Source organism: Gammaproteobacteria bacterium (assembly GCA_016199745.1).
Lineage (GTDB): Bacteria > Pseudomonadota > Gammaproteobacteria > Acidiferrobacterales > Sulfurifustaceae > JACQFZ01.
In genome coordinates this window covers 58,111-83,474 of record JACQFZ010000046.1, presented here as the reverse complement: position 1 = coordinate 83,474, position 25,364 = coordinate 58,111, and the positions used below count along the sequence as shown (strand labels likewise).

22 protein-coding genes are annotated in these 25,364 nt (G+C 59.9%); 4 read left to right on the top strand and 18 right to left on the bottom strand.

Annotated elements, in window-relative coordinates; all coding sequences use genetic code 11:
* Positions 1-61: 61 nt before the first annotated feature.
* A complete protein-coding gene (locus tag HY308_10975; GenBank protein ID MBI3898805.1) occupies positions 62-2,164 on the bottom strand; it encodes a nitrite/sulfite reductase in 2,103 nt (700 codons plus the stop codon).
* Positions 2,165-2,294: 130 nt separating this feature from the next.
* On the opposite strand from HY308_10975, the gene cysB reads away from it, so the two are divergent.
* A complete protein-coding gene (cysB, locus tag HY308_10970; protein MBI3898804.1) occupies positions 2,295-3,272 on the top strand; it encodes an HTH-type transcriptional regulator CysB in 978 nt (325 codons plus the stop codon).
* 3 nt (positions 3,273-3,275) lie between these two features.
* Here cysB and HY308_10965 read toward each other — a convergent pair whose 3' ends face one another.
* The 12 genes from HY308_10965 to HY308_10910 form a co-directional block, all read right to left on the bottom strand.
* Complete coding sequence (locus HY308_10965; GenBank protein MBI3898803.1) at positions 3,276-3,620, bottom strand: DMT family protein; 345 nt, start codon at positions 3,618-3,620, stop codon at positions 3,276-3,278.
* A gap of 6 nt (positions 3,621-3,626) precedes the next feature.
* Positions 3,627-4,277: an alpha/beta fold hydrolase gene (locus tag HY308_10960; GenBank protein ID MBI3898802.1), complete on the bottom strand. Its 651-nt coding sequence runs from the start codon at positions 4,275-4,277 to the stop codon at positions 3,627-3,629.
* A 1-nt stretch (position 4,278) separates the two neighbouring features.
* Positions 4,279-5,292 carry a sodium:calcium antiporter gene (locus HY308_10955; protein MBI3898801.1) on the bottom strand — a complete coding sequence of 338 codons (1,014 nt, stop codon included), beginning with the start codon at positions 5,290-5,292 and terminating at the stop codon, positions 4,279-4,281.
* A gap of 10 nt (positions 5,293-5,302) precedes the next feature.
* A complete protein-coding gene (locus HY308_10950) occupies positions 5,303-5,902 on the bottom strand; it encodes a glutathione S-transferase N-terminal domain-containing protein (protein ID MBI3898800.1) in 600 nt (199 codons plus the stop codon).
* A 4-nt stretch (positions 5,903-5,906) separates the two neighbouring features.
* Positions 5,907-6,767, bottom strand: coding sequence for a 4-hydroxybenzoate octaprenyltransferase (gene ubiA / locus HY308_10945; GenBank protein MBI3898799.1), 861 nt, complete (start codon positions 6,765-6,767; stop codon positions 5,907-5,909).
* The gene (locus HY308_10940) at positions 6,758-7,336 is read right to left on the bottom strand and encodes a chorismate lyase (GenBank protein MBI3898798.1); all 579 of its coding nucleotides are present in this window, start codon (positions 7,334-7,336) and stop codon (positions 6,758-6,760) included. The genes ubiA and HY308_10940 overlap by 10 nt, the downstream gene beginning before the upstream one ends.
* An 89-nt stretch (positions 7,337-7,425) precedes the next feature.
* The gene (gene recG / locus HY308_10935; protein MBI3898797.1) at positions 7,426-9,498 is read right to left on the bottom strand and encodes an ATP-dependent DNA helicase RecG; all 2,073 of its coding nucleotides are present in this window, start codon (positions 9,496-9,498) and stop codon (positions 7,426-7,428) included.
* 151 nt (positions 9,499-9,649) lie between these two features.
* Positions 9,650-10,114: a RidA family protein gene (locus HY308_10930; GenBank protein MBI3898796.1), complete on the bottom strand. Its 465-nt coding sequence runs from the start codon at positions 10,112-10,114 to the stop codon at positions 9,650-9,652.
* Positions 10,115-10,137: 23 nt separating this feature from the next.
* Positions 10,138-12,444: a bifunctional (p)ppGpp synthetase/guanosine-3',5'-bis(diphosphate) 3'-pyrophosphohydrolase gene (locus HY308_10925; protein ID MBI3898795.1), complete on the bottom strand. Its 2,307-nt coding sequence runs from the start codon at positions 12,442-12,444 to the stop codon at positions 10,138-10,140.
* Positions 12,374-12,667, bottom strand: a complete 294-nt coding sequence (gene rpoZ, locus HY308_10920) for a DNA-directed RNA polymerase subunit omega (protein MBI3898794.1) — start codon at positions 12,665-12,667, stop codon at positions 12,374-12,376. The genes HY308_10925 and rpoZ overlap by 71 nt, the downstream gene beginning before the upstream one ends.
* A 150-nt stretch (positions 12,668-12,817) precedes the next feature.
* Complete coding sequence (gene gmk, locus HY308_10915; GenBank protein MBI3898793.1) at positions 12,818-13,423, bottom strand: guanylate kinase; 606 nt, start codon at positions 13,421-13,423, stop codon at positions 12,818-12,820.
* A 111-nt stretch (positions 13,424-13,534) separates the two neighbouring features.
* A complete protein-coding gene (locus HY308_10910; protein MBI3898792.1) occupies positions 13,535-14,398 on the bottom strand; it encodes a YicC family protein in 864 nt (287 codons plus the stop codon).
* Positions 14,399-14,544: 146 nt separating this feature from the next.
* Between HY308_10910 and HY308_10905 the strand changes: the two genes are divergently transcribed.
* Both HY308_10905 and HY308_10900 read left to right on the top strand, forming a co-directional pair.
* Positions 14,545-15,492 carry a serine/threonine protein kinase gene (locus tag HY308_10905; protein MBI3898791.1) on the top strand — a complete coding sequence of 316 codons (948 nt, stop codon included), beginning with the start codon at positions 14,545-14,547 and terminating at the stop codon, positions 15,490-15,492.
* Positions 15,489-16,451, top strand: coding sequence for a serine/threonine-protein phosphatase (locus HY308_10900; GenBank protein ID MBI3898790.1), 963 nt, complete (start codon positions 15,489-15,491; stop codon positions 16,449-16,451). Before HY308_10905 ends, HY308_10900 begins: the two co-directional genes overlap by 4 nt.
* On the opposite strand, the gene HY308_10895 is transcribed toward HY308_10900, so the two are convergent.
* Together HY308_10895 and HY308_10890 are read right to left on the bottom strand one after the other, a co-directional pair.
* On the bottom strand, positions 16,452-18,095 hold the full coding sequence (locus HY308_10895; GenBank protein ID MBI3898789.1) for a sigma-70 family RNA polymerase sigma factor: 1,644 nt from the start codon (positions 18,093-18,095) through the stop codon (positions 16,452-16,454). It abuts the gene before it with no gap.
* Positions 18,096-18,115: 20 nt separating this feature from the next.
* A complete protein-coding gene (locus HY308_10890; protein ID MBI3898788.1) occupies positions 18,116-19,816 on the bottom strand; it encodes an Ig-like domain-containing protein in 1,701 nt (566 codons plus the stop codon).
* 290 nt (positions 19,817-20,106) lie between these two features.
* Between HY308_10890 and HY308_10885 the strand changes: the two genes are divergently transcribed.
* Positions 20,107-20,922 (top strand): alpha/beta hydrolase, encoded by an 816-nt coding sequence (locus tag HY308_10885; GenBank protein MBI3898787.1) that lies wholly within the window; start codon positions 20,107-20,109, stop codon positions 20,920-20,922.
* Between the two features lie 55 nt (positions 20,923-20,977).
* Here HY308_10885 and HY308_10880 read toward each other — a convergent pair whose 3' ends face one another.
* From HY308_10880 to HY308_10870, 3 genes are all read right to left on the bottom strand, one after another.
* Positions 20,978-21,478 (bottom strand): protease complex subunit PrcB family protein, encoded by a 501-nt coding sequence (locus HY308_10880; protein ID MBI3898786.1) that lies wholly within the window; start codon positions 21,476-21,478, stop codon positions 20,978-20,980.
* Complete coding sequence (locus HY308_10875) at positions 21,475-24,156, bottom strand: S8 family serine peptidase (GenBank protein MBI3898785.1); 2,682 nt, start codon at positions 24,154-24,156, stop codon at positions 21,475-21,477. Before HY308_10875 ends, HY308_10880 begins: the two co-directional genes overlap by 4 nt.
* A gap of 100 nt (positions 24,157-24,256) precedes the next feature.
* Positions 24,257-25,240 (bottom strand): hypothetical protein, encoded by a 984-nt coding sequence (locus HY308_10870; GenBank protein MBI3898784.1) that lies wholly within the window; start codon positions 25,238-25,240, stop codon positions 24,257-24,259.
* Positions 25,241-25,364 lie beyond the last annotated feature (124 nt).

The window sequence follows — 25,364 nt, the reverse complement described above, 5'->3', positions numbered from 1 at the left end:
GATGGCTTAACGAAAAACGGCCGAGGCGAACTTGCGCCTCGGCCGTTGTCGGAAAAAACGACTAAGCGATGCGCGCCGACGGTGCCGGCGCAATCGGGATAACACGCGCGCGATCCATCTCGCGCGGTACCGAGGTCGACAGATCGAGCAGCGGATCGAGCGACTCGCAGAACGTGGCCGATAGCCGCATCCAGTTGTCGATCTGCGCCGCGGCCAGCGTGTAGGTGTCGACTTCTGAGTGGGCGCGGAACGTATCCAGACCGATCAATGCGGCTTGTAGCGTCGATGCCAAATCCGGCCGATCGGGCACGGCTTCCTGCATCAAATTCGGCAATACACTGAGCTCGGCATCGACGATCTTGCGCGTTGTCACATGCAATACCGATTTTGCCGTCAGCCGCAGAATCGCTTCGAGGCATTCCAACGCTTCGTGGTATTTGTGCTCAATCGCGAAGTTGTTGCGGCAATCGCGCTCGTACGCGGCTTCGAAGAAGAACGCCGACACTTGCTCTTGATTGGCACCGCCGCACTCGCCGCCGCCGAGCTGCAACACCTTGAAGGCGCCCTGCTCGCCGTGGTCGGATAACAGCGACGGGACATCGGCTTCTTCGACCTTGGCCAAATCGACCAACAGCGTTTCGAAATAATCCGCGCCCATGCGCCGGCTCCACGAGAAGAACGTCTCGTTGGCGCTGCGCGCCGTCTGGAATTTATCCTTGATGCGCTGCACCGCTTCGACCACGCGCGTCGCCGGAATTTCCGGGCCGTCGAACGTGAACGCGCCGCCGGCCATGCCGTTGCCGCCGAGTTGCAACACATAATGCGGAATTAATTTACCGAACAAACGGCGGCCTTCGCCATAGAGGCCGATATCGCCGGTATCCGGTTGGGCACAGCTGTTATGGCAACCGCTGACGCGCACACGCAGATCGAGCGGACCGCCGTTGACCAGTTGACCGACGATTTTCGACGAGGTGATGCCAAGCTTGCAGGTCGAGGTGCCGGGGCAAGCGACGACGTCGTCGCCGATCTGCGGTTCGCCGAGCGCGAGCGGTTTCAAGCCAGCGCGCAACCGCGGGATAGTCGCCTCGGGCACGTTCAGGATCATGAGGTTCTGATCTTGCGTCGCGCGAATTTCGTCGAGGCCTTCGCGCTCCATCAATGCGGCAATACCGCGCAGCTGTTCAGGCGTGAGGTCGCCGATGGGAGCGGCGATCGGAAATACGAACAATCCTTTTTGCTTCTGCGCGATCACTTTGCGCGGCGCACCGGCGCCGCAAACCGGGCCGTCGGTGCCGGTTTTCCAATCGCCCTTCGGATAGTCCTGATGCTCGAACGCCGATTTCGTGCGCGCGAATTCTTCGCGATACTTTTCGAGGAAGCCCTCTTTGCCGAATTTGTCGACCAGGAACTTGATGCGCGCTTTGGCGCGGCGCTTACGATCGGAGTAACGATGGTGCAACGCGATCACGGCCTCGATGCACGGCAGCAGGTCTTGTTCGCTCAGGAACGGCTCGACGACGATCGCTTCGTGCGGCTTGTGGCCTAACCCACCACCGGCCAGCACTTTCAGACCAAACTTGCCGTCTTGCTTGACCGCCACTACGCCGAGGTCATGCATCATCGCCTGCGCGCAATCGGACTCGCAGCCGGAGAAGCTCATCTTAAATTTGCGTGGCAGGTGCTGCGTCAGCGGATGCCGCAAGAAACGCTTCACCGTGCCTTCGAGATGCGTGGTGATGTCGACATGCTCACGCGGGCAGACGCCGGCCATCGGGCAGGCGGTGATATTGCGCACCGTATTGCCGCAGGCTTCGCGCGTGGTCAGCTCGTAGCCGGCCAGGTGACGCAGCAATGCCGGCGTATTTTCGGTCGGGACGTAATGCAGTTGGATATCTTGGCGCGTGGAGATGTGCGCGATCTTGTGATTGGCGTACTTCTCGGTCACTTCGGCGACGGCGATCAACTGCTGACGAGTGATACGCCCGCCCGGCAACTTGATGCGCACCATATGAACGCCGGTCTGCCGTTGGCCGTATACCCCTTGTTGCAGGCGAAAAGCCGTAAAGCGTTCGGGGTCTAACTCACCGCGAAGGAAGGTGTTAACCGTTTCTTCGAACCGGTCGAGCTCTGTCGGTTCGGTCAGATTCCAGCGTGAATCCATAACTCTATGCACCGTAATAAATAGGGGAATGGGCCGTGTGGCGGGTTTTATAACTTTGAAACTCTAGCAATGGTCGCTGCTATATTAAAGAATAATGCAGTATATTTTTATACTATTTATTTATATCACGATGAAATTACAGCAACTTAGATACATCTGTGAAGTCGCTCGCTGCGGGCTCAATGTCACCGACGCGGCCGCCAACCTTTATACCTCACAGCCGGGAATCAGCAAGCAAATCCGGTTGTTGGAAGAGGAACTCGGCGTGCTGATCTTCAAACGCAGCGGCAAGCACTTTGTCGACATCACCCCGGCCGGCCGCGCCATTATAAAGCGGGCCGAGCAAGTTTTACTGGATGTCCGGAATATTAAGGAGTTATCACAGGAATTCGCCGACCAAAACCGCGGTAGCCTGTCGATCGCCACGACCCACACGCAAGCCTGCTACGCGTTGCCGCCGACGATCCAGACGTTCCGCGGCCGCTATCCCGACGTCAGCTTACACATTCACCAGGGCACGCCGATGCAGATCGCCGAGCAAGCGGCGCGCGGCGAAGTCGATTTCTCAATCGCGACCGAGGCGCTGGAACTGTTCGAAGACCTAGTCACGTTGCCGTGCTATCACTGGAACCGCTGCATCGTCGCCCCCGTCGGTCATCCGCTCCTGGGCGAGCCAGTAACGCTTGAAACCCTGGCCAAGTATCCGCTGGTCACCTATGTCTACGGCTTTACCGGGCGCTCCAAGCTCGACCAGGCATTTGCCGATAAGGGGCTGACGCCGAACGTTGTGTTCACTGCCACCGACTCCACCACCCTCAAGACCTATGCCCGTCTCGGCGTTGGCGTCGGCATTATGGCCAAGATGGCGTACGACCCGGCGATAGACAAAGACCTCGGCATGGTCGACGCATCGCCGCTGTTCGAGAGCAGCACCTCGCACATCGCCTTCCGTCGCGGCGTGGTGCTGCGGCGTTACATGTACGACTTCATCCAATGGTTTGCACCGCATCTCACGCGCGAGTTGGTCGACGCGGCGATGGAAATGGAAACGCAGCAGGAACGCGACCGGATGTTCGCCGCCAAACTCCCGGAATTGCCGGTACGCTGACGCTTACGACTGGCTGAGCGGCGTGCGGAACATGAAGTAAACCGCGCCCACTAAACATAACGCCGCCCACAGAAAATCGAGCCGCAGCGGTTGCTTCATGTACAAGACGGCGAATGGTACAAACACCGTCAGCGCAATGACTTCCTGAATAATCTTCAACTGCCCAAGATCGAACTGGCCGTAACCGGCGCGGTTAGCCGGCACCTGCAGTAAATATTCGAACAGGGCGATACCCCAGCTCACCAGCGCAGCGACGATCCACGGCTTATCACGCATATCTTTCAGATGCGCGTACCAAGCGAACGTCATGAAGACATTGGAAAGCGACAGCAACACTATTGTTTTCATCGCTTGCTACTCCCGACGCAGCTGCGGGCCAATCTCTTCCTGCACCGCCACCCGCAGGTCGTTCAACCGGCCGTGGAAGAAATGCCCGACCTCCGGAAACTCGCGTACGGTCGGTTTCGATTCGAGTCGATCGATCCATTTTTTTAGGTCGGCGGCCGGCGTGATGTCATCCTCCTCGCCTTGGAGAATCAACAACGGCACGCGCGGTTCTGGCGGTGGGCCGAGCTCACGATAAACGCCGACGGCCGGCGCGACCAGAATCAAACGCGTCACCGGAAAACGTTCGGCCGCGCACAACGCCACGAATCCACCGAAGGAAAAGCCGGCCAACCAGATTTCATCATTCGGCCGAACAGAACGCACCCAGGCGAGCACGGCCAACGCGTCCTCGGTCTCCCCCGGACCTTGCGTATACTCGCCGACGCTGGCGCCGACACCACGAAAATTGAAACGAACCGTACGCGCGCCAAGATCGCCGAAGGCCCGCGCCAACGTATGCACAACTTTGTTGTGCATGGTCCCGCCATCGCGCGAATTAGGATGACAAATGATCGCGGTGGTCGCTAGCGGATCGACCGGACACGCGGTCAAAACTTCGAGCGCACCGACAGGGCCGGGCAAGAGCAATGGCGAGTTACACGGAAAATCAACTGTCATACTAGATCAGCACCGTGACGATGTAAGCGACATAGCAAGCACCGTTGAACAACATATGATACGGCCGCAACGTGCCGCGCGCGGTCATCAGCAGCAACCAAAGACTGGCGCACAACGTTAACACGAGCACTGCCAACACTTCCGGCCGCGCCTCCCACGGCGTCAGAAATATTCCCAACGCCGGTAACAAGCTACCTTGAAACACCATCGCGCCGGTGACGTTACCGAATGCCAGCGTATCTTTACCGCGGCGTATCCATAGGACGCTGTTTACCTTCTCCGGTAACTCGGTCGCTAACGGAATAATCAACAACGATAGCGTTAGCGCGGTAATGCCAAGCGTCGCCGAAAGATTCTCGACACCACGCACAAAACCATGCGCGCCGCCGACAATGCCGGCCAATCCTAACAACAGTTGCAACAACTCCACCGGCAACGAACTAGGTGCACCGGTACGACCGAACGCGCGCAGCAACAACAGCGGCTGACCGGCCTCGGTGCCATGACCGTCGGCAACGAGCTTAGCGGAGGCACGCACCGTCAGCAGTAAATAAAAAAGGTAGAGTCCGATCAACGACAGCGCAATGGCGGCGCGCGTCAGTCGCATTTCATGCGGCACGAAAATGGTCGCCGCCGATAACGAGAATACGGCGACGAACCAAGTAAGATCGCGCCGCAATCCACTGTGCTCCGGATGGAAATGTCCCGCCCAACCGCGCCGGAACGCGGCAAACAAGCCCATCAGCAACATAGCGACTGTCGACAACATCAACGGTGCGCCAAGAATGGCGCCGACGCCGACTTGCTCGCGTACATCCTGCGTGGCCGCGGTCGACAAGACAGCGACTATCGGCACCATCGCCTCCGGCATCGCCGTACCGACGGCAGCGAAGACCGAGCCGGTTACACCTTCAGAAATTTTAAAGCGCGCGCCGACGTGTTCGAGACCATTGGTAAAAGCTTCAGCGCTGATAAGAATCAGCAGTAACGAACCGAGCAGTAGGAGGAACGTCATCGAGCAGCACTCACTTCGGTGGGCGCGTCTCCACGAACGTCGGCCGTGCGCTCAGCGGCATTAGCCACTCGGCCAAACGCGGGTGTCGACTGCGCCAATCATGCGGATAACGGAAGTCGACATATTCGAGCGCGACCGCCAGTGCGATGTCGGCCATCGTTAAGCGATCATCGATGAGAAACGGGTTAGCTAAATTCTTTTCGGCGAACGCCAAGGCCCGGACGATCTTTTGTTCGCGGCGCTGCTGCGCTTCCGCCGATTGCTGCGCCGTCGGCCGCCGCAACTCCATTAAGCGCGCCACCGTCATATCGAGTAAGCCATCCGCCAATGCCATCCAGCGCAACGCCGCCCAGCGCGATTCGCCGGTAGCGGCGATGAGTGCCGGCGCTTTAAGCGTGTCGAGATACTCGACGATCACCGGCGAATCGAACAACGTCACGCCGTCGTCGCGCACCAATACCGGCACCAAACCCAGCGGATTGTGCTGCGGCACCACGCTGTCTGCAGCGTGCGGATCAGCGACGACGAGCTCGCATGACAATTGTTTTTCGAGGATCAGAATGCGGACCTTACGGGCATAGGGCGACGTCAGTGAGCCGAAAATTTTCATTGTTCTATCCGTAGTAATCGAGCGCCAAGCCAATGAACACCGCCGCGCCGAACCAATGGTTATTGAGAAAGGCTTTGAAACAGTTGTCGCGCGTACCGCTGCGCAACAGCGCTTGCTCATACACCGCCAGTCCAGCGGCGACGGCAAGACCTGCATAATACAGCAGCCCTCTCTCACTCATGACTCCGGCCAACGCCAATAACATCAATGTACCGACATGAAAAACACCAATCAATGCGCGGTCGTATCGCCCGAATAAAATCGCCGTCGATTTCACGCCGACACGAAGATCGTCCTCACGATCGACGATGGCATACGCGGTGTCGTAGGCAACGCTCCAGCAGACATTCGCCGCGAACAGCACCCACGCTAACGTCGGCACCGATCCGGTCTGTGCCGCGAACGCCATCGGAATGGACCAGCCAAAAGCGGCACCGAGATAAAACTGCGGTAGATGCGTATAGCGCTTGAGGAACGGATAGGTGGCGGCGAGAAAGGCGCCGGCGACCGACAACAAAATCGTCAGTCGATTAAGCGTCAACACCGACGCGAATGCGATCAGGCAAAGCACGACGAATAGCGCCAGCGCCTCGCGCGGGCGGACGCGGCCGGCAGCGATCGGTCGATCGCGCGTGCGCTCGACATGCGGATCGAACTCGCGATCGGCGTAGTCGTTGATAACGCAACCGGCCGAGCGCATGAGCACGACACCGACGACGAACACGAACAAGACCTGGCCGTCCGGTCGCCCTTGCGCGGCGAACCAAAGTCCCCACAGCATCGCCCACAGCAACAAGAAAATGCCGATCGGCCGATGCAATCGCATCAACTGCGCGTAGTCCTTGAGACGTTCGTTCAGTTGCATGACAGCGGAAACGAACCGACCGCCGGCAAGAAAACCTCGCTGACCAACAGCGGTTTGCCTTTCAGCGTGAATTGCGCCCGCCGCGCCCACACTTCCGCTGGCCGTTCGGACAACAAAGCGGTCGCCTGTTCATACAAACGATCGTTAGGTAATGCGCGCGCCACTTCGATCTCGCTGCGTGCGACCGAGGGATCGGCAAACAGCACAGCACCGAGCGAACGCGATCCCAGCCAGTGCAGGCGCCGCTCGCTGCCGGTCAGCGTACTCGCCGGAATTATCGTGCGTGCATAAACCCACGGCCGGCCGTTACAAACGAGCTTCACTTCGCGCAGCACGGCATAGGCGTCCGGCCGCAAGCCGAGCCGTAACGCTTCGTTGCGCATCGGTCGCGCCCATGCTTGGCGCAACACCACGACGCTAAATTCGCCGCCGCAAGCGGCGATGATTCGCTGCGTCAGCGAACCGGTATCGAGCAACCACGGCCGCAAATGCGCTGGCACGTACGCGCGCGAAACGCGACGATGCGGACGCCACAACGGCTCTTTGAGATTCTTGGATGAGGCGTGCACGACTTCTAATCGATGGTGAAGAGAAACGATGCTAACAAAAAGTCACCGGAGGGTGGGCAGTGCTTTTCAGCCCGCCCCACATTTTTCTATCAAACCGCGCCGTATTCCTCGCGCTGTCCGAGCCAACGGCGAATGATCGGCTCTACCCGCTCCGGATAGCGCTCGAGCAGCACGTCAGCGGCCCGCTGGACACCGGGCAACAATGCCCGATCGCGGGCAATATCGGCGATGTGAAACGCGGCGGCGCCGGTCTGGCGCGTGCCGAGCAATTCGCCGGGACCGCGCATTTCCAGATCGCGGCTGGCGATTTCGAAGCCATCGCTGGTTTCGCGCAACGCGGCGATACGCGCGTGCGCCACATCGGACAGCGGCGGCTGATACAACAACACGCAACTACTCTGCGCCGCACCGCGACCGACGCGGCCACGCAATTGATGCAGCTGCGATAATCCTAAGCGCTCGGCATTCTCGACAATCATGAGCGATGCGTTCGGCACGTCGACGCCGACTTCGATGACGGTGGTCGCCACCAGCAAGTGCAGCTCGCCGCCTTTGAACGCGGTCATGATTTTTTCTTTGTCCGTCGCCCGCAATCGACCGTGCACCAAACCGACCTTGAGCTCGGGCAAGGCCGCTGCCAAGACTTGCGCCATGCTGGTCGCGGTTTCGAGATCGAGCACTTCCGATTCTTCGATCAGCGGACACACCCAATAAGCCTGGCGGCCGGCGGCGCACGCCTGGCGAATGCGCTGCACCACCTCCGGTCGGCGTGTCGCCGGAACAGCGACGGTGTCGATCGGCTTGCGGCCGGGCGGCAACTCGTCGATCACCGACACATCGAGATCGGCATACAAGCTCTGCGCCAACGTCCGCGGAATCGGGGTCGCGCTCATGATGAGCTGATGCGGCGCTAATCCTGCGTGATTCCCTTTGGCGCGCAACGCCAGACGTTGCTGCACGCCGAAGCGATGCTGCTCGTCGACGACGATCAAGCCTAAGCGCGCGAAACTGACTTCGCCTTGGAACAAGGCGTGCGTGCCGACGACCACGGCGGCGCGACCGCTGGCGACCGTCTCGACCATCTGCGTGCGCGCGCGACCGGTGACGCGGCCGGATAGCACGACCACGTCGATCCCGAGCGGCGTCAACCAAGCGCTCAAATTTTTTAGATGCTGCTCGGCGAGCAATTCGGTCGGCGCCATGAACGCCACCTGAAATCCGGCTTCGACCGCGAGCAACGCGGCGGCGGCGGCAACCACGGTCTTGCCCGAACCGACGTCGCCCTGCACCAACCGTTGCATCGGCGATTCGAGCGCGAGATCGCGAGCAATTTCCTGATACACGCGCTGCTGCGCATTCGTCAGCGTAAACGGCAATTGCGCCAGCAACCGTTCGACCAAAGCCCCACCGCCGGCAAGCGACGGCGCACGCTCGGCTTTGATGCGGTTGCGTACGCGCTTCAGACTCAAGTAGTAAGCCAGCAATTCCTCGAACGCGAGTCGCTGTTGCGCCGGATCGCGGCCGGCAAACAAGGCGGCGACATCGGCACCCGGCGGCGGGCGATGCACGTGCATAAGCGCGGCCGGCAGATTAGGCAAGCGCATCGGCGCAAGCAGTTCGTCCGGCAACCAATCGACGATCGGTTCGAGATAACGCTCAAGCGCCTGTTGCGCCAACCGCCGTAGCGTTCCTTGATTGACGCCGGCGGTGGCCGAGTACACCGGCGTCAGATGATCTTCCGGTTGCGGTACCGAATCGTCCGGCAACAGCGTGTACTCCGGATGCGTCATCTCGTAACCGGCCGGACCGAAACGCACGGCACCGAAACAACGCAACAGGCGTCCACGCGCGAGTTGCTCACGCTGTACGGTGTTGAAATAAAAGAAGCGCAGATGCAAATGACCGGTGCCATCATCGAGCCGGCAAACAAGCGCACGGCGACCGCGGAGCACGACGTCGGCCAGCTCGATACGGCCGGCGACCAATGCTTCGCGCCCCGGCCGCAGCGCACCGAGCGGCGTCAGACGCGTGCGGTCTTCGTAGCGATGCGGTAGATAGAACAGCACGTCCTGCACGGTGTGCAGACCGAGCTTGGCAATGCGCTCGGCCAGCTTCGGGCCGATGCCTTTCAATTCCGTGACGGAAGTTTTCGCGACGTCCATTTACCGTGATAGCCATCGAAGAGTTTCCCTCTCCCCTGGCGGGAGAGGGAACAAGGGAGAGGGGAAATAATAAATTTACTACGCCCCCTCTCCCCTTTCCCCTCTCCCGCAAGGGGAGAGGGGGACGCTACGTTTCACTTAAACGGGTGACTTAACGTTTCTTGCTCTTCTTTTTGGCCTTAACGCTTTTGCTTTTTGCTTTCGCCTTGCGCTTCGCCGTCGGCGCCGAACGCGCGGCGCTGACGAGCACCGCGTCCATCTCGACCGGCACACCCTTCGGCAACGCCGCAACACCGACGGCGGCGCGCGCCGGATACGGCTCTGGGAAATATTGCGCCATCACTTCGTTCACCAACGGAAAGTTGGCGAGGTCGGTTAAGTAAACGTTGAGCTTGACGATGTCGCTGAGGTCGCTGCCGGCAGCGCGAGCAACGGCTTTCAAGTTCTCGAACACACGCGTGATCTGCGCGCGCATGTCACCGGATTCGAGCTCCATGGTCTCGGGTACCAGCGGGATCTGGCCGGAGAGATAAACCGTATCACCGACACGGATCGCCTGGGAATAGGTACCAATGGCTTTAGGCGCGGCAGGGGTCGCGATGACTTTCTTCGACATGGGACTTCCTTCGTTGGTTAGGATTAAGCTTTTTTGCGGTTGATGCGCACGACCGAATCGAGCGAGCGCAGCCGGCGCATGATACTCGCCAAGTGCACACGATCTTTGACCTCGACCGTGAATTCCATCGTCGTGTACTTACCGTCGCGGTCATCGAACGTAACGGTATCGATGTTCGCGTCTTGCTCGGCAATAGCAGCGGCGACCGAGGCGAGCACGCCGCGTTGATTGCGCACATCGAGTCGGATCGACACCGGGAAGACACTTTCGATGTGCTCTTCCCAGCGAACGTCGATCCATTGCTGCGGTTGCTTGCGGAATTTGCTTAAGTTGCGGCAATCCTCGGTGTGAATGACGATGCCGCGACCGGCGGACAGAAAGCCGAGAATGGGGTCGCCCGGGATCGGCCGGCAACATCGTCCGTACGTTACGACCACACCTTCGGTACCGCGAATCGCCAACGCCGGCGTCTTGTCGCCGCTGCCTTTTAGTAGCGAACGGAAGCGGCGTGTCAGCGCGAAGCCGGATTCTTCAGTTTCTGGTGTCGGCACCAGCTGGCGGGCGACAACCGCCGCCACGCGATTGCCGAGGCCAATATCGTGCAGCAATTGATTCCAGTTAGCGAGTTTAAGACTGGCGATCAAGCGATCGCGTTGGGCGTTGGTCACAGTCGCGACATCGACACCGGCGTCTTGTAAGGCGCGCTCGAGTAACCGCGTGCCGAGCTCGACGGCGCCGCCGAACTGGCGGCCTTTGAGGAAGCTGCGGATATGCGCACGCGCCTTGCCGGTGACGACGTAATCGAGCCATGACGGATTCGGACAGCTGGCATCGGACGTGAGAATTTCGACGTGGTCGCCGTTCTTCAGCGTGGTCCGCAGCGGCACTTGCTCGTGGTTCACCTTGGCGCCGACGCAGCGGTTGCCGATATCAGTGTGCACGTCGTAGGCGAAATCGATAACCGTCGCGCCGCGCGGCAACTTCTTAATGTCGCCGTGCGGTGTGAACACGTAGACCTCGTCCGGAAACAGATCGATCTTGAGATGCTCGAGGAACTCGTGCGAGTTGCCGGCCTTCTGCTGGATCTCGAGCAGCTCCTTCAACCACAGCAGCGCGCGCTCGCGCATGCTGTCGCCGCCGGGCTCGCCGCTCTTGTAGAGCCAGTGCGAGGCGACGCCGGCGTCGGCGACGCGGTGCATCTCTCGCGTGCGGATTTGCAACTCGATCGACACGCCGAACGGGCCGAACACAACGGTATGTAGCGATTGATAACCGTTGGTCTTGGGGATGGCGATGTAATCTTTGAAGCGGCCGGGAATCGGCTTGTACAAACTGTGCAACATGCCGAGCACGCGATAACAGGTGTCGGCTCGATCGACGATGATGCGGAACCCATAGACGTCGTACACCTGATCGAACGGCAGTTTCTTCTGCTGCATCTTTTTATAGATGCTGTAAACGTTCTTCTCGCGGCCGCTGACTTCGGCAGTGACACCCTCTTGTTCGAGCTGCATCGTGATCGCCGTGCGCATCTTCTCGACAATTGCCTTGCGATTGGCGCGGCGTTTGCGGATTTGCTCGTTCAAGATGCGATAACGCAGCGGAAAGAGCGTCGCCATCGCTAGGTCTTCGAGCTCGGTCGACCACTGGCGTACGCCGAGGCGATTGGCAATCGGTGCGTAGATATCGAGCGTCTCGCGCGCGATTGCGCGTTGGCGCTCGGGCGCTAAGAAACCGAGCGTGCGCATGTTATGCAGCCGGTCGGCGAGCTTGATGAGGATGACGCGGATGTCGCTCGCCATCGCCAGCAGCATCTTGCGGAAATTTTCCGCCTGCGCTTCTTCCTGACTCTGGAACTCGATGCGAGTGATCTTGGAAACGCCGTCGACTAACTCGGCGACGTCTTTGCCGAACATCTCGGCAATCAGCTCCTTCGCTGTCTTCGTGTCTTCAATGACGTCGTGCAGGATCGCAGCGATGATGCTCTTCGCGTCCATATGCATGGACGCCAGCATGTGCGCGACTTCGAGCGGATGGGAAATGTACGGCTCGCCGCTGACACGACACTGACCTTCGTGCGCGTTAGCGCCGAATTGGTAGGCCGCCGTGACGTCGGCAATGTCCTTTGGATCTAAATAGGTTTTGAGCAACGCGCAGAGATCGGCGATCTCGAAGCGCGTGGGTGCAACTCGGGCGGCGGCACGTTCGCCGCGCCGCCGAGGCTCGGCCGCGGCATTGCGGGCTGGAGCCTCCACCACGTCATTGCGCGGCGGTGTCTCCCGGCTCGGCAGGGATGCCGATCGCCGGTGTTTGTTGGGATGAATCGTCATCTACCTCAAATCCGACCTGTGGGCTGTCTTCGTCCAGAATCGAATTGGTCACGAACCCGCCGGCGATCTCACGCAACGCCAACACTGTCGGCTTGTCGTTCTCTTTCGGCACACACGGCTCCGCGCCGATGCCCAATTGGCGCGCGCGCTTGGCGGCGACCAACACCAATTGAAAGCGGTTCTCTACGTTTTCCAGGCAATCTTCTACCGTAATGCGGGCCATGCGTAACCTCACTCACTTAACTTTAAATAATGATGGAAACCGGCGAGGGAGAAAGGCGCGGCTCCAAAGGAACGGCTATCTTACTGGCCGGTTGGCCTTATTTCTAGGGAATTCCGGGATCGACCGTGCAACGAACCGGCGCGACGGTCTTTAAGCCTTCAGCAAGGCATTAATATCCACGGTGAGCGGTCGGCACGCCTTCGGATTACCGCGGACAATCGCCTCGATATCCGCCAGCGCTTCAGCAAATTCGTCGTTTACAACGACATGTTCGAACTCATGATAATGGCTCATTTCATCGACCGCTGCTTGCATACGCCGGGCGATAACCTCGGGGCTGTCTTGGCCACGGTCCTTTAACCGCTTCTCCAAGACCGCACGCGACGGCGGCAGGATAAAAACGGTGACTGCCGACGGGTACGCGCGCTTGATGGCACGCGCACCCTGCCAGTCGATGTCGAAGATCACGCCCTTACCGCTCGCCAGCATGTCGTCGACGAACCTCCGCGTGGTGCCGTAGCGATTGCCGAAGACCGTGGCGTGCTCGAGAAATGCGCCGGCCGTGGCCATGGCCTCGAACTCGCTGGGGCTGACGAAGTAGTAATCGACGCCGTGCTGCTCGCCCGGACGTTTCGGCCGCGTGGTGTGCGAAATGGAATGCGTCAAATTCGGCACACGCTCGACCAACGCGTCGGCCAGACTGGTTTTACCAGTGCCGGAAGCGGCGGACAGAACGATAAGTCTTGGTGGTTGCACAGGCCGCGCATTAGAGCGGAAAAGCCGCTCTCTCGACAAGGTGCTTATGCCAAAGATAGCACTGGATACGCCGGAAACCCCGGCGCTGGCGTCGGAAAACCGACGGGCAAATTATTCGATGTTCTGCACTTGCTCGCGCATCTGCTCGATCAACACCTTAAGCTCGACGGCGGCATTGGTCTGGCGCAGATCGACTGACTTCGAAGCGAGCGTATTGGCTTCGCGATTCAGCTCTTGCATCAAGAAATCGAGCCGGCGGCCGACTTGGCCCTTGCCGCCTAGCACCCGCTGCACTTCGGCAACGTGGGCATTCAGACGGTCGACCTCTTCGGCGACGTCGCTACGCGTGGCGTGCAATACCATCTCTTGCTCCAAGCGCGTGGTGTCCAGCTGGTTACGGATTTCGCCGAGCCGAGCTTCCAGTCGCGTCCGATAATCGGCGGCGATCTCAGGCAACAACGTTGCCAAGCGGCCAAGAATATCGCCGATCGTCCGTAGCCGATCTTCCAGCATGCCGCGCAGACGGGTGCCTTCGCGCATGCGCGTAGCGATCAACTCATCGAGCGTCGACCCGAGCAGCTCAAGCGCGGCGCGGCTGAGCGCTTCGGCATCGAGGCCGGGCGAGCGCAGCACGCCCGGCCAACGCAGCACATCTGTCACGGAAATCGGTGCCAGGCCGGCGGCAAGCGCATTGACATCGCGCGCGGCGGCCAATAGTTTGCGAGCGGCTTCGCTGTCGAGCGCGAGACCGGCAACGGATTCGCGTGGCTGAAACTTGAGCGTGACCTCGATCTTGCCGCGTTCCAAACGGGCGCCGATGGTCTCGCGGGCACCAGTTTCGATGGCGCGCAAGTCCTCGGGTAGACGCATGCTCACATCAAGATATCGGTGATTGACGGAACGCAACTCCCAAACGAGGCTACCGCCGGGTGTATCGGTGCCACGGCGGGCAAAAGCGGTCATGCTGAGTGTCATTGGTGGGTCGCTCGATAAAGTCGCGCGATGGTAAACGGAAACCGGCGACGGTAAAACCGAAAACGGCGGCGCCCGCGCGACTCTTATATATAATGAGGATAGGCCGGAGGGACCCCCGCGACCGGCCGATACAACATACGATTTCAATGGACAAAAGAATCGAACACGCCCTGCCCGCGGGCTACGCCCTTCGTCAATACCGCATCGAGCGTACGCTCGGCGGTGGTGGCTTTAGCATCGTTTATCTGGCGCAAGACACGCAGAACCAACGGCTCGTCGTCATCAAAGAATATCTGCCGAGCAATCAGGCCCGACGCGAAGGCGAAACGGTGGAAAGCCTGTCGGCCGAAGCCAACATCACCTTCAAGCAGGGCATCAAACGCTTCTTCGAAGAAGCCGCCTCGCTCGCCACGATCAATCATCCGAACATCGTCCGCGTTGTCGATTTCTTTCGCGACAACAACACGGTCTACCTCGTTATGGTGTACGAGGACGGCAAGGACTTGCGCTGGTACATCAAGCGCCACGGCGGACGGTTGTCAGAGAAATTCATTCGCACGGTGTTTCCACAGTTGCTGCTTGGCTTGCGCGAACTGCACGCCAACAACCTGCTGCATCTCGATATCAAGCCGGCGAACATCTTTTTGCGGCCCGGCGGTAAACCGTTGCTGCTCGACTTCGGCGCCGCCCAACCGGCGTACCGCGAAGGTCGGGTTCAAACCGCCCATACGCTGACGCTCGGCTACGCGCCGATCGAGCAACATCGGCGCGGTCATCTCGGTCCGTGGACCGATATCTACGCGCTCGGCGCATCGATGTGGAGCTGCATGGGCGGCCGCCCGCCGTACCCGTCGCTCGAGCGCGCCGAACGCGATAAGCAGAAATCGGCGGTACGCACATTTTCGCGCTACTACTCGAAGCAGCTACTGGAAATCGTCGACTGGTGCTTGAAGATGGACCAGATCGAACGTCCGCAAACCGCGCAGCAACTGCTCGACGTCTTCAATCAAACCTCGGAACCGGCGGCCGAATCGACTGAGCTCAGTCTGCTCGATCGACTCAAGCTGCCCTGGCGCAAGCGTCCATCCGAATGAAATATCAGGTCGCACAGTTTTCGGTCGTCGGTGGGCGATCGACTAACGAAGATTGCGTCGGCATCGCCGAGCGTCCGAACGCGGTGATCCTGGTGTTAGCCGACGGCCTCGGCGGTCATACCGGCGGCGAGCTTGCCTCGCAGACCGCGGTCGAGACGGTGCTCAAAGTTTTTCAGGGCGTTAAGCAAGCGCGGCTGCAAGATCCGTTTGCGTTCCTGGCGCTCACGTTGCTGCAGGCGCATCGGGCGATCGTCGCCCGCGCGCAAATGCATGTGCCACCGCTCGAAGCGCGCACGACTTGCGTCGTCTGCCTAGTGCAAGACGGCTACGCCTACTGGGCGCATGTCGGCGATAGCCGGCTGTATCATTTCCGGCGCGCGCGCATGCTGAAGCGCACCGAGGACCACACGCCGGTCGAAGAGCTACGTCGCGACGGCATCATCAGCGAAGAAGAGATGGCGAGCCATCCGCGCAAAAGCTATTTGCTGCGCTCGCTCGGCGGCAACGAAGACCCGCGCATCAGCCTCGGCGAAGAAACGCCGCTGCATACCGACGACATGCTGCTGCTGTGCTCGGATGGATTATGGGAAGCGCTCACCGCCGAACAAATACTCGTGCATCTCGAAGCGCCGAAGCTCGAAGACGGCGTCGAAGAAATGCTATTCGACGCGGAAAAACGCATGGGTCATCACTGCGACAATGTCACCGTCGCCTGCCTGCGCTGGGAAGACCGCGCCGTACGCGCCCTGCCGCGCCATACGCAACCGGCGTCGCAGATCGACAGCGCCCAACTCTATCGCGGTGCCGCCGCTAAGGTGGCCGCGCAACGTAACGCGCCGACACCCAAAGAAAAAAAACTGGAAGAAAGAAAGCCCGACACCAGCGCCAACGAGCAAACCTCGATCGAAAACCGTATCCAAGAACTCGAAGATTTCTTGCGGAAGTTCGAGCCGAAGTAGCTAGCCGTCCCGCATCAGCTCCGCCATCGTTTTCACACGGCGATAACCCGCCGGCACCTGGAACAAACGGTCCGACAGATTGCCGATGCGGACGTCGTGCACCTCGCCGACAGTACCGCCCCAGCTCTTGTCGCGAATCACCAAGCCAAGTTGTGGGTCGTACCATTGCGGAACGGTGGTACCGGCGGTGGTGTTACCGCACAACCACTTGACCGTGGGCCGCCCCAACATGACTTCTTCGCCGACCTTTTGCTTGGTGTCGAAATCCTCGCACGGCTGCCAATCGAGGGTGGTGGTGAAATCGACGGCGCCGCCGGGTTTAGTCGGCTTCGGATCTTTGAAGATCTCGGCACCAACGCCGTCGGCGTCGAGCGTGTCCTCGACGTAAGTCTTGGTGACCGGATTGAGCAGCCAACCTTTACCGAGCTTGAAGTTCACGATCATGACCCACTTCGTGTCGTCGAACTCTTGGCGCGTACCGATCTTCGATTGGTAAAGCAGCGCCACCCGCGTTCCCGAGCGACTTTTTTCCACGAAGCGCGCGGCAAATGTCGGTCCGTTCCATAGCGGCATCACGCTTTTACCGGTCTCGGTTTTCGGAGTCGCGGCGATTTTATTGACCGGTGCGGTGTCTTTGCTCGCTTCGGCCTGCTTCGGTTTGGCGACCGGTGCGGCCGGTTTCGCGGTAGGCGCGCTCGGTGGCGGCGCGGGCGGCGCCGTTGGTGGCGGCACCGGTGTCGTTACCGTCGGTGCGAGCGGCGTCAACTTCTTGTGCGCCAGCCAGTAACCGCCAACGCCAACGACGGCAACGACGACGACACTGGCGACGATTTTCATCGCCGTCGTCTTGATCACGGCGGTCTTAACAGCCGGGGCAGTGGTCCCGCTGCCCGGCAACGACGATGCCAGCAAGCGATCGAGTACCGCCGGCGCCGGCACGAGCGGCAGCGCCGCGAACAACTGTCGCGAACGCTTCATCTCCTCCATGTCATCGGTACAAACCGCGCAATCGGCCAGATGTTTGTCGACCACACGGATTTGCTCCGCCGGTAATTCTTGGTCGGCGTACGGCGCCAGCAACTCGCCGAGCGAAGCGCAACGTCGGCGCGCCGGCGCGACGCGCGCATACATCAGATAGGTGAAATCGGCCTCGAACTGTAATCGGGCGCGGTGCAAATTAACTTTGACATCGGAAATGCCGCGGCCAGTGACCGCAGCGATTTCTTCGATACTGAGATCCTCGCTATAACGCAGCAACATGAGCTCGCGGAACTTGGGGCGCATGAGCGAGATGGAATGCTCGATCTTGTCCTTCATGTCCTGGCGTTCGGCTTGTGCTTGCGGCGCTTCCAGCGGATCGTCCGGCAACTCATCGAGCGCGGCGTGTTCGTCGTCCGACAGCCGCTGCTCTTTTTTCCGCTTCCATTCGTCGTACAAGGTGTTGCGCGCGACCGTGAGCAGATACGCCCGCGGCTGCTCGACGCCGGCAAGCTTCGGATCGGCGAGCGCTTTGAGAAATGTCTGCTGGGTGACATCGAGCGCGAGATCGCGATCGAAGGTGAGCCGGACCACGTAGTTGTATACGTGGTCCTTGTGCTCACGGTAGAAATGCTCGAGCCTTCCCTTGGTCGTGCCGTCTGCCATGTGTACCTTTACTATTTTTGTTATTGCCCTAAATCGACCGCCGGCAAACTATCGCCCATCTCGGCGATCTGATCGCCGCGAGTGATGTTGTCGCCGGCGCCGAGCTGACCGCTCGCCGCCTGGCCCCAGCACTTGATGCGACCGTCGTCCAAGCGCGCACACGTATGCGAGAACCCGGCAACAACTTCCAGCGCCTTGAGATTCGAACCGACATTGACGGCGATGAGCGCGTCGCCCATCTCGTCCGGCGCATCGCCGACGCCGCTGCTGTCGTAGTAACTCCCGTAACCGAGTTGACCGATGCTGCCCTCGAGGCCCCAACATTTGAGCACACCGTTGTCGAGCAGCGCGCACTTGTGGTTGTTACCGACGATGAGATCGACCACGGTGCGGCCGGCGCCGAGACTGACCGGCGGCAAATTGTCGCCCATCTCGCCGGGAGCGTCACCCCGATCGGTCACGTCGCCGAGACCGAGCGCACCCCAGGCATTGTCGCCCCAACATTTGATCTGACCGTTGTCGAGCACGGCGCAACTGCTCTGACCGCCGAGCGCCATTTTCACGACGTGGCGGCCGGCACCGACGTCGAGCGCTGGCAGATTTGCCGGCACGGTTTGCGGCGTGTTGCCACGCAAGATCTTGTCGCCCAGGCCAAGCTGGCCGTTGCTGTTGAAACCCCAACATTTGACGTCGTCGTTATCGAGCCGGGCACAGTTGTGCGCCCAACCGGCATACAGACTAACGACGGTGCGATTGACGCCGAAGTCGAGGTAAGGGAGATGGTCGCCCATCTCGTCCGGTGTGTCGCCGCGCGAGCCGGAATCGCCGAGCCCGAGGGCCAGACTCAACCCCCAGCACTTAACGCGGCCGTTATCCAAGCGCGCACAGGTATGGTCCTGACCAGCGACCAGCTCTACCGCGAAACGCCCGGTACCAAGATCGACCACCGGCAAGTTATCGCCCATATCGCCGGGTTGATTGCCAATCACAGAATTGCTCTGGGTTGATCGACCGAGCTGACCGTAGCCGTTGGCACCCCAACATTTGATCTGCAAATTATCCAGACGCACGCATATGTGCGAGCCACCGCCGACGATTTGCACGGCGGTGCGGCCACTACCGAGATCAACCGCCGGCAGATTCGCGCCCATCTCGTTCGGGCCATCGCCGCGATTTTCGGCGTCGCCTAAACCGAGTTGACCGGAGGGATTGACGCCCCAGCATTTGACGCGCCCATCCACCAACCGCGCACAGGTGTTGTGGGCCGAACTGCCGAGCGCCAGCTGCTGACCGGTGTTGAAGTGCCAAGTGTAATCAGCAACGAGTCGATTGCCGGCGCGATCGCGGATCGCCGTCGTCAACGTTGCCTGATAGTCGGTGTTGAACGACAACGGCACGCTCGGCGTGAAGCTGACGGTCGTGCCGTCGACGGTGACATTGCCATTGATCTGGCCGGTTGGGCCGGTTACCACAACGCTGCCGACCGTCACCGTCGTCGGGTCGAGCGCTTCGGAAAAAGTCGCGCGCAGTGCTAACAGGCTCGCCCCGACCGCCGTATTGGGCGGATTGGTCGAGACAACGGCCGGGAGTGTCGTATCCGCCGACGGCGGGGGCGGGGGCGGGGGCGGCGGATTCGGACCGTCACCATCACCGCCGCCACCGCCACCACAACCCGCCATCAATAGACCGGCCACCAGCAACACGCCAACTCGCTTATACATCGGTATTCTCCGTATTAGGTGATATGTGCCCCCCGAACAACAAGCCGCGGCGACGCCGGCGCCTCCCTATTTTTTTTGACTCCTGCCGGGCGTTACGCGCTCGTTGTTCGGGGCGCAATGGATAAGACGAGTGAGGTGGGAATTAGGTTACAAAAAACGCAGACCATACGATCGCGGCGATACCCGAAAGAATTTCACGTCTTCCGCCATATCTATCAATTGTTTGATCGCGCTGCCGGCAACAAACTGTGCCGGACTGACTTACCGACCGAGAAAATATAATGCCGACCGTGACAAATTGGACACTCGACCGCAGTTATCGCTTTCGAAATCACACCGTGCGTTATGCCGTCAGCGGCGATGGCCCGCCGTTGGTGCTGATTCATGGCACACCGTTCTCGTCGTATGTATGGCATCGCATCGCGCCGCACCTGGTCGAACGCCATCAATTGTTCGTGTTCGACCTGCTCGGTTACGGCCAATCGGACAAAGCGGCGGATGTTTCGCTGGCGGTGCAAAACGAATTGTTGGCGGAGCTACTCGATCACTGGCAGCTCGATCGACCGGATGTGGTCGCGCATGACTTCGGCGGCACCACCGCACTGCGCACGCACTTGATCAACAACCGTGATTTTCGCAGCTTGACGTTAATCGACCCGGTGGCAGTCGCGCCGTGGGGCTCGGCGCTGGTACAGCACGCGCGCCGGCACGAACCCGCATTTGCCGGCATGCCGGCTTATTTGCATGAAGCGATCGTGCCGGCGTACGTGCGCGGTGCCATCAAGCGAACGATTGCCGATGACGAGTTGGCGCCGTATGTGCGGCCATGGCTCGGCGCGGACGGGCAAGCGGCGTTCTACCGCCAGATTGCGCAGATGGATCAGCGCTATACCGACGAGATCGAGCCGCGTTACGGCGAGATCCGTTGTCCGACGCTAATTCTGTGGGGCGAAGACGATCAGTGGATACCGATCGAGCGCGGGCGTCACTTAAAGCAGCTTATTCCGTCGGCGAGTTTTCGCGCAGTGGCGAACGCCGGTCACTTGGTGCAAGAAGACGCGCCGGAAGCGATCGTGGCGGCGTTGATGGGATTTTTACAACGGTAATAACGAGGAACCGATGAAGCCGCAGACGCCGCCCGCGTCTGCGGTTGTTCACTCGTTACAACGAAATCTCCAGCCGTACGTTGCCCTGCAAGTCGAGCACTTGAATACTGGAATAACGTGCCTTCGGCAGCTCGATCATCACGCACGGGCTGGTCAACACTTGCGCCGTCATCGCATCGGCCGGCGGTGTCTTCCAATCGAGCGTGATGCGGGCGGTACTATCGGTTCGCTCGACCGTCGATTGGGTCAACGCCAAACGATAGCCCGCGGTTGGCCGCTGACCCGCTTCGACCAACAACACGCCCGATTTTTCGAAGTCCACCGCCGGTGGCGATGGTTGCGGCAATATTTGCCGCGTTAGGCGCTGGTGTATTGCCTCCCATTGCTCCGACTGCGTGATCCATTTCGCCGCCGGCTCAGGATCGGCGCGACCGCAATCGCCACTCGCGTACAACTGCCGGACCGGCAATATTTCCGTCTGCGCGGATTTAGTTTCGGCCGTGCAACCGCTAACCAGCGATAACGCGGCGAGCATAGCGATTGAGCGTAACGTCATGGTGCGGCTCCGCCTTCGATACGAGACAGCGCGCGCTGTGAATGAACGCCGCTGACCGTCGGCGAGATATCAATTTGGAACGAGCTACTGAAATCCAGACCGCTGACGGCTTCCGTTCCCACTTTAACGATCTCCGCTTTTGATAACACCGGATAACCGCCGCAGGCTTCGCCGCCATCACAAACTTTGTCGTCATTATCGATATCGGAACCGGCGTAAATAAAATAATCGCCCGGCGCAACATCGGTGAAGGCAAACGAATAAACACCGGCCCCTGGCGCTACTGAAACGGTACGGACCGTACGGAATGTCGCCGGGTCGATCAACAACACGTAGTGTTGCCCGGCATCGCCCTTAGTGGTCGTACCCGGACCGACTTGCATGCGCACCGGAATGTTGGTGGTGACGCCGCCGGTTTTGATCGAGAGCGTCGCTGAGTAAGCACCGGCGGGTAAATTGCCGCGGCTAACGGTGGCGGTATACGTACCGAGACCGGCGCCATCGACCGTCGCCGGTACTACCGTCAACCAATCGGCATCGTCCGCCACATCCGTCACCGTCAACGTGCCGCCGCCGCTGTTACGCAGTGTCAACGTCAGCGTCGTCCCGGTCGGGCCAAAATTCAACAAGCCCGGCGACGCTTCAAGTGCCGGCGGTACCGGCCCATCAGGCGCAGCATCGCGCGCAGCTTTGACCGCCTTGAACGCATCGATCAATCCATAACCAAATTTGTCGTCGCGACCGGCGACACCGAGGTCTTCGGTCAGATCACCGGCGGCCAACATGGCATCGAACTGCGCCGGCGTCAGCCCCGGATTCACTGACTTCATGAGCGCGACCACACCGGCCATGTGCGGCGACGCCATCGACGTGCCGTTCATGAAACGGAATTTGAATTCGATCGTGCCGTTTGAGTCGTCGGCCCAGGTGCTCAACACGCCATCGGCGAAACCATCGCCGTTAAGATCGACCGACTCGTCGCCACCGGGCGCGGCGACATCCACCTTCGGACCGGTGCTGGAGTAGCGCGTCAATTGCTTATTGATATCGACCGCCGACACCGATACGACGCCGTCATACGACGCTGGAAACTGCGGCACGCTGTCACCGGTGTTGCCGGCGGCGGCGACGATAATGACACCGGCTTCGCGCGCCCGCCGGTAAACGTCTTGCTCGGCTTGTGAACCGCCCGAACCGCCGAGGCTCAGGTTAATGACGTCGGCGCGTTTTGGCGGCGTGCGGCCGGAATCGTTGGCGAGACCGGCGGCGTAAAGCACCGCTTGCATGGTGTCGTAATTGGCGCAACCGTCGCGGCCGCAAACACGCAACGGCATGAGGCTGGTTTTCCAATTGATGCCAGTCACACCTTGGCCGTTGTTGCCGGCGGCACCGATGGTGCCGGCGACGTGCGTGCCGTGGAACGAGCTCGAACCGTTGGGAAACCCATGATCGCCTTTATCGGTAGGATCGGCGTCGAGGCCGTCACCGTCGCCGGCGCTGGTGGCAGATTTGATGAAGTCATAACCATCAATCAGATTCGCCACCAAATCGGGATGCGCGACCACGCCCGTATCGATAACAGCGACGATCACTGACGCCGAGCCGGTCGAGATATTCCAAGCTTCGGGCAATCGGATCAGTGGGTAATGCCATTGCAGCGGATAATTGCTGTCGTTCGGCACCGCTGTCGGAAAACGCAGATAATTCGGCTCGACCGCGGCGTACTCCGGGTGTTCGCGCAAAGCCTTCACTGCCATCAACGTTCGATACTTCTCCACTTGTGCCGGCGTCATCGGCACCGGTAGATCGCCATCATCGTTGGCCGCCGTTAGCACGCGTGCCCCGGTCGCCGCGGTTTCGAGCTTCAGCAACATCGGCCGCCCGGAAGCGCCGGCTGCGACTTGCAATCCCAAACTATGTTCCATCGCGCGCAAGTTCTGCGCCGACGTCGTCGCCTTCTGTTTCGGCAATGTCACGACTTCGCCCACCACGAACGAATCTTCCAATCGCAGCGGCTGAACCGCCAACGCCGGATCTTGGTTGCCAATCGTCAAAATGTAATTCGAATGACCGGCGTGTGCGTCGACCTTGATCAGATATGTGGCGCTAGCAGCGCCGGTCGGAACCGTCACTGATTCGATGCTGCCGGTATCGACCGACGACGCCAACGTGTGGCTGCCGTCAGCATCGAGTAGGTACAAATCGAGATCGACCTGGTTGGGGTGAGCGTTGTTGTAGTCGCTGATGTGCAGCGTAACGGCTTGGCCCGGCGTCAATGTCGCTTGGTAAACATCGGCCGGATCGCTTTCTGTTTGGAAACGGTCGCCAGCATGGTCAGTCGCGATTTTTGTGACGAAGCCACCGAGGATGACGGGGTTCGGTAACGTTTGCGCTTGCGCAAACGTGTTATTGGGCGTTACCGGTGCATGCGGGTCGTTGGTATCGCCGTCGACCGCGGTTCCCGGTTCGACGCTGACAGTGCCACTCACTTGCACGCCGCTGGCGGCTGGCGGAGTTTCACTGCCGCCATTGTCGTCGCCACCACCACCACCGCCGCCGCCGCAAGCGATTAGTACGCTGCTCAATGCGAATACCAACACACGTCGAGCAGGATGAGCGACACGGCCCAGAAGATTTTTAAATGACGATAGCGCGATCGGCTTCGTTTGACGTTCCATTGCCAACTCCCTTTTATATTTGCTTCTTAATTGGACTACTTTCGAGTAGCCGTCTTTCTAGTGTCTCAAGGATTTTGTGTCAACCGGCAAATATATTGCCTCACTGTTGTTGGTGGCACGCCATGCAGCTGTATGCCGAATTCACCATCATTCGCACGGTCGGCTTCTCGCCCTTACGTTCGGGCGCGCGGAACACTGCCACGTTGACCTGCGCCTGCCGAATACGTTCCTCCAAGAGAGGGCGAAATTTCCAGCGCGCATAATCGGGCGAGAATCGAGCGTTGGCGTAAATTTTTTGCGCCGTTTGCCAATCGCCGGCTTTTACCAGCATGTCGCCCATGCTCAGAAAAAATCCCTCGAAGTTGTGCGGCGCGATTGCCGAGTTCCAGCACGCGCGGTTGTTACCGGTCGCGGTATACAACTTCATGTACCGGGAAAAATCTAAATTACGCCGATCGACTTTTTCTTCGACGCACTCGTCGATCGCGCGCCATTGCCATTCGATCGCTTTTTGGAATTGCGGCGAGTCCGCCGGCTGCCGACTGAACACATAGCCGGCGGTAAACAAATTGAATTCCGGCCAAGCGTTTACCGCGTCGAGCATGGTGAAATAACCCTGCCGCGTGAGCCGCTGATCGTGATGCACCGTACCTTCCGCGAGCATGGCGCTGGCAAGAAAGCCGAGGTAGCGCGCGTCCGCTGGATCGAGATTCACCGCCTCTTGGAAATATTTGCGCGCCAATACGACGTGGTCGGTGATTGTCGGCGGCACCTGCGCTAACCGCGGGCGCTCCGCCAAGGTCCAGGTGTGCAAGAAGCCGATGTGCGCCGCGGTAACGGCATCTTCGGGATTTTCCAAATACGCCGCGGTGAGCGCCGTCAGCACGTCAGAAATTTTCTGGTACTCGCCGTTGTGTAGCGCATGCCAAAACAACTCATCGGCAGCGAGTGCCGCGGCGCTACGTGTGGCTGCGGCGTGCTTCTTTGGCGCAAGCTGCACGGCGATGTGTTGATAATTAAAAGCGGCCGAAACGCCGAGCACAACAAGAACAACGACGATCCAATGTTTTTTGTTAAAAGTCATGAATCGATACGAGTAAGAAATGAAGCGACTAACAATTGTAACGGCAATGAGCGGCAGTAAAGAAGGTACCTTCATACCCTCATTATTAGTTTGCATATCGTTAATGGAGTACCAACCACGACGG